An 11,553-nucleotide genomic window follows, 5' to 3' on the forward strand; every position below is an offset into this window, starting at 1 on the left:
TAACTTTTGCCTCCTGACTCCTGACTCCTGACTCCTGACTCCTGACTCCTGACTCCTGACTCCTGACTCCTGAATCCTGACTCCTACCCCTTGCCTTCTGTTGCTAAATTAACAATGGATGTAACTCTACCAAAAATCAACAATGGTATCTAATACTGCATCATTTCCCGATATTCAAAATCATTGGGCGCGGTTATTTATTCAGGCTTTAGCCCAACGGCGAATTTTAAATGGCTATCCTGACGGTAGTTTTCGCCCTAATACCCCTGTTACTCGTGCTGAGTTTGCGGCGATTATAGCTTCTGTACTGACAACAACCAAAAAACGGGATTATGTACCTTTTGGAGATGTACCTGTTACACTTTGGGCTAATAGTGCAATTAGAAAAGTTTACGAAACTGGATTTTTGGTTGGCTACCCTGATCGGACTTTTCGCCCTAATGATAGTATTTCCAGGGGTGATGTTTTAGTTGCGATGGTTAATGGTTTGGGAATTGCTAGTCAAGTCCAAGCTGATTTAGTTAGTAGTTTAGGACAAATCTATCAAGATGCGGCTACAATTCCTAACTATGCTATCAATCAGGTGGCGATCGCCTCTCGTGTTGGTTGGGTAGTGAGTTATCCAAATATCAAATTACTTAATGCCAGAATGGCTGCGACTCGTGCTGATGTGGCTGTGATGGTATATCAAGCTTTGGTATATCTGGGAAGGGCGGAAAAAATTGCTTCTGAATATATAGTAGTACCACCATCGTCTGGAAACCAACCCAGGACTGTAAGGGTAAGTCATAACCGGGAGTTCCGGGGTGCTTGGATCACCACTGTGTGGAATAGTGATTGGCCTTCCAAACCAGGGTTGAGTGTTGAACAGCAGAAAACGGAATTACTGCAAATTATTCAACAATTACAATCTTTAAATTTTAACGCCCTAATTTTACAGGTGCGGCCAGAAGGGGATGCTTTATATGCTTCTAATTTAGAACCTTGGAGTGCTTGGATTACGGGAACTCAGGGAAAAGCACCAGAACCATTTTATGATCCTTTGGAATTTGCGATCGCTGAATGTCATAAACGCAACATTGAACTTCATGCTTGGTTCAACCCATATCGCGCCAAAACTACTACTAAAAGCGGGTTTAATGTCGGTCCCCATATAGCTATTACTAATCCAGAAGTTGTTTATCAATGGGGTAATCAGTTATGGATGGATCCTGGCTCAAAAATTGTTCAAGATCGAGCTTATAATGTGATTATAGATGTTGTCAATCGCTACGATATAGATGGCATTCATCTTGATGATTATTTTTATCCCTATCCTATATCTGGTCAATCATTTCCTGATCAAAAAACTTATGGAGTTTATCAAGCTAATGGAGGTAAACTCAGCTTAGAAGATTGGCGAAGGGAAAACGTTAATCAAATGGTGTTGCGTTTATCAGAAGGAATTAAAAAAACTAAATCTCATGTTAAATTTGGGATTAGTCCTTTTGGTATTTATCGCCCTGGACAACCACCGGGTATTGTTGGTTTAGATGCCTATAATGCCCTTTATGCTGATTCTAAAAAATGGTTGCAGGAAGGTTGGATAGATTATTTAGCACCGCAACTTTATTGGCGGACTGATCAAACACAACAAAGTTATGAAGTGTTGTTGAACTGGTGGACTCAAGTCAATACTAAACAGCGACATATTTACGCTGGTAACAATATTTCCAAACTAGATGGGAAAGCTTGGAAAAATTCGGAAATTGAAAAACAAATTCTCATTTCTCGGAACTTAGCTAAAAATTTGTCCTTGGGAAATATATTTTTTAGTATGAATTCTATCAAAGAAAATGTCCAAGGTATTGCTGATCAATTTAAACAGGTTTATTATTCTCGTCCGGCCATAATTCCTACTATGTCATGGCAAAGTCAAAATCCTCCTTCTCCTCCCAAAGAAATTAAATTTGAAAATGGTAGATTAAATTGGGAAAGAGGTGATGATAAACCTGTGCGTTCTTGGACTCTTTACCGTCAAAGTGGCGATAATTGGATCATTCAACGCATTTTGTCTGCTGGTACTACTTTTGCTACTGTACCACCGGGAACTTATGCGGTGTGTGCAGTGGATAGGTTGGGTAATGAGAGTGTGGGTGTAGTAATTACTGTAACTTAATCTGAGGAAGGCAGATGATTATGGCGATCGCACTTTGGCTATTTTGGGCAAGGTGCGTTTTTTAACTTCTGTCTAGAGGTGAAGTCTCAACCCAAACAACAACAAATATTAGAAATCATCGAGACAATTTTAATTTACAAATTTCCAAGAATGAAGAGGGAGGAAATAGAATCAAGGGTAAAATACAGTAATGGTAAGTTTGGGTTTTCTGTGCAGAAACGGATTTACAGCACTTACCGGTGTTATGAGGTACAGAGATGAATCATAAAACTCTTGTGGTGCAGGCATCTTGCCCGCTACTGGTGTACTTCACTCACTGAAAAGTTACTAAGTATGAAATTATGGAAGAAATATTAAATCTCAAAAATCTACTCCTACAAGGTGACTTTCAAGGTGCATTAACTATAGTTGAAGAATTAGAAGAAATGAGTCGCAATGATATTATCAAAACCATTCGCAGTTATGCAATAATTTTACTCATCCACCTCATTAAACAACAAGCGGAAAATTGCTCAACTCGTTCTTGGGAAGTTTCCATTAGAAACTCAGTGAGAGAAATTCAACGGGAAAATAAACGCCGTAAATCTGGAGGTTATTTTTTAACAAAAGAAGAATTATTAGAAACTTTAGCAGAAGCTTATTTAAATGCTATTGATGAAGCTTCCCTAGAAGTCAAAGAAGGTCTTTATGAAGCAGAGGAATTAGAGAAACTGGTGAATAAATCAGAAATTATCAATTATGCTTTAGATTTAATACTACCAGAAAACTAACAAAAATTAAATAAGGTAGGTTGGGTTGACGTTAGGAAACCCAACATTTACTTACTTTTGTTGGGTTGCGCTGTCGTTTATATTGGGATAGATTGACGTTAGGAAACTCAACATTTACTTACTTTCGTTGGGTTGCGCTTTCGCTTAACCCAACCTACAAACTACAAAATAACAAAAAATAAATGAAACAAAGACTAGATACACTATTAGTAGATTTGGGTTTATCTCCTTCCCGTCAACAAGCACAAAGACTAATTCAAGCCGGCGAAGTCATGGTAAACCAAACAATAATTGATAAACCCGGAACAGAAGTAGATAAAACCGCAGAAATTCAAATTAAAGAACGTCCTCCTTTTGTTTCCCGTGGAGGCGAAAAACTCGCTAAAGCATTGAAATTTTTTGGTATTTCCGCAAATCAAAGAATCTGCTTAGATGGGGGAATATCTACCGGCGGTTTTACCGATTGTTTATTACAAAATGGTGCTGCACAAGTTTATGGAATTGATGTAGGTTATGGACAAGTTGACTGGAAAATCAGAAGTGATGAAAGAGTAATTTTAAAAGAACGTACCAATTTACGAGAACTACAACCAGAAAAATTATATCCTGAAGGGGCAATATTTCCAGATTTAGCTGTTGTAGATGTTTCCTTTATTTCCTTAACCAAAGTTTTACCAGCAATTTGGCGTTTAACCCAAGCACCAAGAGAAGCAGTTTTATTAGTTAAACCACAGTTTGAAGTTGGTAAAAATCGTGTGGGTAAAAAAGGTGTGGTTCGTGATTCTAAAGATCATGCAGATGCGATTTTTCAAGTTTTACAAACAGCGTTAGAATTAAAATGGAAATATCTGGGTTTGACCTTTTCTCCCATTACTGGACCTGCGGGAAATATTGAATATCTTTTATGGTTAGGGATGGAAAGTGAAACCCAACCACCAGACTTAACAACCATCCAAGAAATGACTAAAAACGCTGTACAGGAGTTGACAAAAAATGAGCAATAATCATCAATTAAGTTTAAAAACCTTGTATGAACAAGATTATCAATTGTGGTTAGATGGAACAATTGAAAATTTAAAACATCGTAATTTTGATAACTTAGATATTGATTTATTAATAGAAGAAATAGAAGAAATGGGTGGCAGTTTAAAAGATGCTTTAGAAAATAATCTCATTGTCATTTTAGCCCATCTCTTAAAATGGAAATATCAACCAGAAAAACGTTCAGGAAGTTGGAAAGCTAGTATCAAAGAACATCGTCGGCGAGTGAATAAATCTATACAAAAACATCCCAGCTTAAAAAATTATTATGAAAGTATTTTTTTAGAAAGTTACTCTCCTGCGGTAGATTGGGCAATAGAAGAAACAGGATTATCACCTGATATTTTCCCAGGAAAATGTCCTTTTACTCCTGAACAGGTGCTAGATAGTGAGTTTTTACCTGAGTGATTGATAATTATTGAAAATAAAATTAATTACCAATCAACAATAAACCATTGATAAATCTAGCTTGCGGTAGTCTTTCAAGAAAATTATCTTTGTTAGGGTGATGATGTCGCGTTTATTTATCCTATTCAGAGGTTGAAAATGGCTAATTTAAATCAGCGTCGTCCTGAAAATATCAACGGTGATTTTTATGTTGATACTACTTGTATTGATTGTGATACCTGTCGCTGGATGACTCCCGAAGTATTTTCCCGTATTGGTGAACAATCAGCAGTGCATCATCAACCAAGCAATAATGCAGAAAGAATAGCCGCATTACAAGCACTTTTATCCTGTCCCACCAGTTCCATTGGTACAGTAGAAACACCACAAGATATTAACTTTGTACAACAAACTTTTCCGATTTTAATAGATGAGAATATATACCATTGTGGCTATCATTCCGAAAAATCTTTTGCCAGTGTTCCCTATTTAATTCAACATCCAGAAGGCAATATATTAGTAGATTCTCCCCGGTTTGCACCACCATTAGTTAAACGTTTAGAAGAAATGGGAGGAATAAAATATCTGTTTTTATCTCACAAAGACGATCTTGCCGATCATCAACAATTTGCAGATTATTTTCAATGTCAACGCATTTTACACAGTGATGATATTGACCCAGAAACAAAAAATATAGAAATACAAATAACAGGTTCAGAACCATTTCAACTGACAGCAGACTTATTAATTATTCCCGTTCCCGGACACACTAAAGGACACACAGTTTTACTGTACAAAAATAAATTTCTGTTTACAGGAGATCATCTTACTTGGTCCCAAGAAGAAAAACAATTAATAGCCTTTCGTGAATTTTGTTGGTATTCCTGGACAGAACAAATTCAATCTATGCGTAAACTAACCAATTATACCTTTGAGTGGGTGCTACCAAGTCATGGAAGACGCTATCAAGCTGATTCTGAGATTATGCAACAAAAAATGCAAAGGTGTATTGATTTTATGGAAAGTTTGCAGTAATAATTCAGGAGTCAGGAGTCAGCAGAGAAAATTCTTGCCTTACACCCCACACCATGCTATCACCTGTCATAACATCCCCAAAAAATCATCTACAACCTAACCCATAGAGTTAAAATAGAGAAATTGTGAAAAGATAGAAAATCAAATGTTTTGGGCTGATAAAATCGCTGCTGATACACAAGGCTACCAGGTAGTTAATGATTCTAAAACTCCTTCAGGACGGGTCCACGTCGGATCATTGCGGGGTGTGGTTATCCATGATGTTATTTACCGTGCCTTGAAACACGCAGGTAAGCCCGTAAAATTCATGTACGGTGTGGATGACTACGACGCATTGGATACCGTTCCCAAATATTTAGACAAAGAAAAATTCAAACCCTACCTTGGTTATCCTTTGTGTAATGTACCTTCTCCTGGTGAGGGTGCAAGTGATTATGCTAAATATTTCATTGGCGAATTTTTTGAAATTTTTGAGTATTTAGGAATTAAACCAGAAACTTATTTTTTACGTGATTTATATCGTTCTGGTCAACTTAATTCCCACATTGATACTTTCTTAAAAAATGCTCATCTTGTGAGAGAAGCATATAAAGAAGTAAGTAAAGGCGATCGCCCTGATAACTGGTATCCTTTTCAAGTTATTTGTGAAAATTGCGGTAAAATTGCCACAACTGTAACCACAGATTATAACGGTTCAGAAGTTTTTTATACTTGTAAACCAGATGCAACTGACTATACAAAAGGTTGTGGTCATTCTGGTTGGGTTTCTCCTTTTAATGGTAATGGGAAGTTACCTTGGAAGGTGGAATGGGTTGCAAAATGGGATGTGTTAGGTGTAACTATTGAAATGGCGGGAAAGGATCACTCGCAAAAAGGTGGTTCTAGGGATGTAGCTAATGCGATTTCTCGCAAAGTTTTACAAAAACAACCGCCTTTTCATTCACCTTATGAATTTATTCTTGTCAATGGTACAAAAATGAGTTCATCTAAAGGTGTAGGTTCGAGTGCGCGGGAAATTGCTGATTTATTACCACCTGAGTTATTACGCTTTTTAATGTTAAGAACTCAGCCGAGAACGGTAATTAATTTCGCTCCCAATTATGAAACCATTACTCGGTTATTTAGAGATTACGATACTTTAATTAGTAAGTATCAAGATAATTCTGAATTAACTGAAGAATTAATGTCTTTATTTTATGCCCAGTTGGGTAATGAGGTTAAACCATTTCAACCTTTTGATTACAGTACGTTAATTTCCCTGTTGCAAGTTCCGCGTTTAAATATTCAGGATGAGGTTGTACAAAGAACTGCAAATCCTTTAACTGAGTATGATCAATTTATTGTAGATCAAAGAATTGCTTCTGCTCAAAAGTGGTTGCAAGACTACGCAGATGAGGAAGAAAAGCTAGTTCTATATTTAGAACAAGTTCCCGAAAAAGCTAATACTTTAACCGCAGAACAGGTGAGTTATGTACAGAAGTTAGCGGAGAATTTGCAGAATGCTGCTAACTGGGAAGCTGAAGAATTGCAAACTGTGATTTTCTCAACTACTAAGGAATTACAAATTCCTCCAGCGAATGCTTTTAAAGCTTTGTATTTGGCGTTTTTAAATAAAGAACGTGGTCCAAAAGCTGGCGGTTTGTTCTCTTATTTAGAGAAGTCTTTTGTGATTTCTAGATTGCAAGATGTTGTAGCTTTGAATCAGTCCAAAGCTGAAGTTTAATCACTTGTTCCCTGTCTTTGACAGGGAATACATTTTGTGAGTCTCTGACTCATATTAATACTAGCAGAAGGCAGAGCCTTCTTGATTGCATTCCCAGTTGGAAACTGGGAACGAGGAAGAGGAACAAGAAGAACAAGTAAAAGTTAAATTTTAATAAAAAACGTCACAATCTATAAAGCATTTATCCTTTTCTTCGCCTAATGCTGTATAATTTTTGTTACAACAACATAGTTAAAGCTTAGTCAATCTCCGAGATAAGAAAATTATATTATGAGCGATAAATCATTTGCATTTGAAATATTATGTATCAATACTGATGATTCAATGGTTATCTTGAATGAACAAGATTTAATTCATTCATTAATGGCAAATGGAACTTTATGGAAGAGTCGTTCACAAAATAATAATACTATTGTTGATGAAAAAGCAAATCTTAAGCTTTCTATAAGAAATGTTAAGATAGACCCTAATTTAATTGATGACATAAAATCAACTTATCTTATAGAGGTTAAAGCCAACTATTCAAGCTTGGAAACTTTTAGATATAAGCTTGTTGATTATATCAACAGGCAAGGATTTGGCAAAATTTATATTTTAACTGATGAAATTTCCTCAGAAATTGCTTGTAAGATATATCCCAAAATCAATAAACTTGAAAACTTACTAAGAAAATACGTAATGATGTTTTTTATTACTAAACTCGGTTTTAAATGGTGGGAGAAAACTGCTGATAGTAAGATGAGTCAAAAAGCAAAAGAAAGAGAAAGTAATGAAGAAAAATTTGCTCCCAAAATTGATAATAAAGTTTATCTGATAGATTTTAAAGATTTAGGACAATTAATACATTCTCAATCATCTGGTTTTATTAGCCGTGAAGATGTAATTAAAAAAGTCAGGAGTTTAGAAGAATCAGTAGAAGCAATCAAAAAATTAAAAGAACAATTAGAAACCAATTATACTAAATTCTTTAAAGAGTCGTTTCAGCGTTATCAATTTCAGGCTAAATGGCAAGAGTTGGAAAAAATACGTAATAAAGTCGCACATAATAACCTATTCGTACAAGAGGATTTAGATCAAGTTAATAAATTGGCAGACTCTTTAATTGAAATCATACAAAAAGCAATTGATAGTATAGAAGGTTTTAATTTGGAGCTAACCATAGATGAAAAAGCTGCTATTAATGAAATTAGCATAGATAATAATATTGAATCCGAAACTCAATGGAATTTAGAAGGTGATAAATATAAAATTAATGATGAATATTTAAAGCATAAAAAAGTTATTAATGAAGAAGAATTATTACAAAAACTTGATGAACGTGAGCAGTGGGCTGCTAATAGAGATGGATTTGTAGGAGTTTCTAATTTTGTAACAAAGTTTTTGGGAAATGATGGTTTTGATTATAAGTCTACTTATAATGTCATTGATTTATTAGTAGAAAAGGGATTAGTTGAAATATATACTCATAATAGTGATTCAGGTTACTTTCCTTTAAAAGCTATAAAAAGGAAACGAAAATAATTAATAAATTATATTAATTAATTTAGGTTGGAGAATTGGAATAGGTTAAAAATTAAGAACCTTAGTAATAGCGGTTTTATGAATCAGGAGAATAAACCAGAAAATGATGAACTGCGTCCAGAATATGACTTTACTCAACTAGAGGGAGGTGTCAGAGGCAAATATGTGGAACGTTATAAACAAGGAACTAATTTAGTTTTATTAGCTCCTGATGTTGCTCAAGCATTCCCCACAGCAGAAGCAGTCAATGAGGCGTTAAGATTATTAATTAGGTTGGCTAAGTCTCAAGTAGAAAATGTTGAGAATATTTAAGATATAGTATTTAAGCTATGGCAAGTGACAGCCTTTTCTTGTTCCCTGTCTCTGACAGGGAATACAGTTTATGGTAAAAATTCCATATCCAGAATTTGAGTCACAGTGTAAAGTAAATCTGCTGGAAAGGTATTTTGAGAAATTCCTGTTTCGTTACTTGCTAGTTTTTTGCCTCTGCGGTAGCACTCAGCTAATACTTCTTCTAAATAAGGATTAAGACTAGGACTATCTTGTAATAAATCTTCAATGCGGTTGCGTTGTTCTGTAATTGTATTTTGCGAAGATCCACTTCGCAAACTAGGCTGATATTGCCATTTTAGCAAATGCTGTAACAATACCTCCAATCGGCTTTTCAACTCTCGTTTATCTGACCTTCCCAAGCTTTCAATCTCCTCAACAACCGCTTCCCAATCTACCCTATCCCATTTTCCAGCGCGAATTAACTCAGCCGTTTGCTGTGTCCATGCTAAAAAATCAGTATCATACAATCGGATTGCTGTCTTGGGAATAGAAACCATGATGTTTTCTCCTATTCTCTTTTAATGTTAGCAGAAGGCAGAGCCTTCTTAATTGCATTCCCAGTTAGAAACGGGGAACGAGGATAACGAGAATAAATTCAAATACCCTGACGAAATTTTCTAATTGCTTCTAAGGGTGAAGATAACAAAATACAACGACTCAATAAAGATAAATCTAATTCTCGTAACAACACACTATTACTAATTTTTTCATATTCTGCTTCTCGCAAACAATAAACCTCAAGTGTGCCATCTTCCCAAAACCAAACTTCGGGAATTTGCATTAATTTGTATTTCTGTAATTTAATAGGACTACCGCTAGTAATAACTACCTCTATACACAAATCTGGTCTATCTTTATCTGTGCCTAAACAATAGGATAAGTCGGCTTGATAATCAACTATACCAGGAATAACTTGATTAAAACTACCACTAGGAAAAAATTCAATTTCTTTGTCTAAAAAATACTGTCCTAGCAACAAACCTATTAAAGATGTTATAAATTCATGTGCTTTACCTATACCCACAATTTCTAAAACTCCCTCACAATAAAATAAACGCACCCCTGGTACATTTTCAAAGCTGTTTTGAATTGCTTGAAATCTTTCCCAAATAACTCCCCGACGGTAGAAACGTTGTTCTTCTTCGGCTAAACCAATGGAATTTTCTAAGGCTTGAGTCATAATTTTTTTCACTCTCCCTAGTGACAATTTTAATTATACCAAATTTAGATCCCCCCAACCCCCCTTAAAAAGGGGGGCTAATATGGCTAATATTTATTGATATTATGTTAAAACCAAATTATCCCGATGAATGACGGTTTCTGCACCTGCATAACCTAAAATTCCTTCGATATCTCGTGAATGACAACCGCGAATTTTTTGTAATTCTTCGCTGTTATAATTCACCAAACCTCTAGCAATTTCATTACCATGAATATCACATATTTGCACTGCTTCTTGGTGATCAAATTCCCCTTCTACGGTTTTAATTCCTGCTGCTAATAATGATTTTCCTGCTTGAGAAATAGCTGTAATTGCGCCATCGTCTAAATATAATTTTCCAGATGGAACTAAACCATAAGCTATCCAGCGTTTTCTCGCTGATGTGGGTTCTGGTTGGGGTGCAAAGTGCGTTCCGATGGGTTCTCCGTTGATGATTTTTTCAATGTTGTGGGGAAAACGTCCTTGAGTGATGACAGTTCTTACTCCCGCAGCGATCGCAATTCTAGCAGCAGATATTTTTGTTACCATTCCCCCAGTTCCCCACTGTGAACCATGTCCCCCGGTTTGAATCTGTAATTCCGCTAATTCCTTCATGTTACTAATTAAAGAAATGGGTTTAGCGTCGGGTACTGTACGGGGATCTGCTGAATATAATCTATCAACGTCTGTCAGTAAAAATAACCAATCGGCTTCTACTAAACTCGCCACTAAGGCGGAAAGGGTATCATTATCACCAAATTTCAATTCTTCTATGGCTACGGTATCATTTTCATTGACTATAGAAATTACTCCCAGTCCTAGCAATTCCTGAAAAGTATTATAAACGTTAAGATAGCGGCTACGTTGCACTAAGTCTGATCTAGTTAATAATACTTGGGCTATCGGTTGTTGCAATGTAGTAAATAGATCATCATATATACGCATTAAACGACCTTGGCCAACTGCTGCTACTGCTTGTTTGAGGGCGATCGCTTTGGGACGTTCTGTTAAACCCAGTCGCGCACAACCCACACCCACAGCACCGGAGGAGACTAAAATTATATGATGTCCCTGTTGTCTTAAATTACACAGGGTTTCTGTTAAGCTGGCAATGGTAGAAAGGGCTAATTGTCCCGTTTCTGGTTGGGTCAGGCTAGAAGTACCGATTTTTACAACTATTGTTTTAGTCATTAGTCATTAGTTATTAGTCATTAGTTATTAGTCATTAGTTATTGGTCATTAGTCATGAGTTATTAGTTAGGGGTTGCTGAGAAAGTCTTTCCGTGAGGGCATAGGAGTCAGGAGTCAGGAGTCAGGAGTCAGGAGGAGATTTGAAAATTTCTTTGCCATCTCTTGAAATCCCAAAAAATGCACACTTTTTCCG

12 protein-coding genes are annotated in these 11,553 nt (G+C 36.0%); 9 read left to right on the forward strand and 3 right to left on the reverse strand.

Features of this window, described 5'->3' with window-relative positions; translation table 11 throughout:
• The first annotated feature begins 142 nt into the window (after positions 1 to 142).
• From FFR48_RS19740 to FFR48_RS19780, 9 genes are all read left to right on the forward strand, one after another.
• On the forward strand, positions 143 to 2,158 hold the full coding sequence (locus FFR48_RS19740; protein ID WP_137668555.1) for a glycoside hydrolase family 10-like protein: 2,016 nt from the start codon (positions 143 to 145) through the stop codon (positions 2,156 to 2,158).
• A gap of 78 nt (positions 2,159 to 2,236) precedes the next feature.
• Positions 2,237 to 2,419 (forward strand): DUF2887 domain-containing protein, encoded by a 183-nt coding sequence (locus tag FFR48_RS30755; protein ID WP_096571878.1) that lies wholly within the window; start codon positions 2,237 to 2,239, stop codon positions 2,417 to 2,419.
• Positions 2,420 to 2,499: 80 nt separating this feature from the next.
• A complete protein-coding gene (locus tag FFR48_RS19750) occupies positions 2,500 to 2,928 on the forward strand; it encodes a DUF29 family protein (RefSeq protein ID WP_137668556.1) in 429 nt (142 codons plus the stop codon).
• A 182-nt stretch (positions 2,929 to 3,110) separates the two neighbouring features.
• A complete protein-coding gene (locus FFR48_RS19755; protein WP_137668557.1) occupies positions 3,111 to 3,932 on the forward strand; it encodes a TlyA family RNA methyltransferase in 822 nt (273 codons plus the stop codon).
• Positions 3,922 to 4,377 carry a DUF29 domain-containing protein gene (locus tag FFR48_RS19760; protein ID WP_137668558.1) on the forward strand — a complete coding sequence of 152 codons (456 nt, stop codon included), beginning with the start codon at positions 3,922 to 3,924 and terminating at the stop codon, positions 4,375 to 4,377. Before FFR48_RS19755 ends, FFR48_RS19760 begins: the two co-directional genes overlap by 11 nt.
• Before the next feature lie 138 nt (positions 4,378 to 4,515).
• Entirely contained in the window at positions 4,516 to 5,391 is an 876-nt protein-coding gene (locus FFR48_RS19765) for an MBL fold metallo-hydrolase (protein WP_096571882.1), read from the forward strand.
• 145 nt (positions 5,392 to 5,536) lie between these two features.
• Positions 5,537 to 7,114 (forward strand): lysine--tRNA ligase, encoded by a 1,578-nt coding sequence (lysS, locus tag FFR48_RS19770; RefSeq protein WP_137668559.1) that lies wholly within the window; start codon positions 5,537 to 5,539, stop codon positions 7,112 to 7,114.
• Positions 7,115 to 7,384: 270 nt separating this feature from the next.
• Complete coding sequence (locus FFR48_RS19775) at positions 7,385 to 8,635, forward strand: Swt1 family HEPN domain-containing protein (protein WP_137668560.1); 1,251 nt, start codon at positions 7,385 to 7,387, stop codon at positions 8,633 to 8,635.
• A 78-nt stretch (positions 8,636 to 8,713) separates the two neighbouring features.
• Positions 8,714 to 8,947, forward strand: coding sequence for a hypothetical protein (locus FFR48_RS19780; RefSeq protein ID WP_137668561.1), 234 nt, complete (start codon positions 8,714 to 8,716; stop codon positions 8,945 to 8,947).
• 68 nt (positions 8,948 to 9,015) lie between these two features.
• On the opposite strand, the gene FFR48_RS19785 is transcribed toward FFR48_RS19780, so the two are convergent.
• The 3 genes from FFR48_RS19785 to proB all read right to left on the reverse strand — a co-directional run bounded on the left by FFR48_RS19785 (position 9,016) and on the right by proB (position 11,360).
• Positions 9,016 to 9,465, reverse strand: coding sequence for a DUF29 domain-containing protein (locus FFR48_RS19785; RefSeq protein WP_137668562.1), 450 nt, complete (start codon positions 9,463 to 9,465; stop codon positions 9,016 to 9,018).
• Positions 9,466 to 9,563: 98 nt separating this feature from the next.
• Positions 9,564 to 10,148 carry a Uma2 family endonuclease gene (locus FFR48_RS19790; protein ID WP_137668563.1) on the reverse strand — a complete coding sequence of 195 codons (585 nt, stop codon included), beginning with the start codon at positions 10,146 to 10,148 and terminating at the stop codon, positions 9,564 to 9,566.
• A 102-nt stretch (positions 10,149 to 10,250) separates the two neighbouring features.
• Positions 10,251 to 11,360, reverse strand: a complete 1,110-nt coding sequence (proB, locus tag FFR48_RS19795) for a glutamate 5-kinase (protein WP_137668564.1) — start codon at positions 11,358 to 11,360, stop codon at positions 10,251 to 10,253.
• Positions 11,361 to 11,553 lie beyond the last annotated feature (193 nt).

It is taken from the genome of Sphaerospermopsis reniformis (genome assembly GCF_005402885.1).
Lineage (GTDB): Bacteria > Cyanobacteriota > Cyanobacteriia > Cyanobacteriales > Nostocaceae > Sphaerospermopsis > Sphaerospermopsis kisseleviana.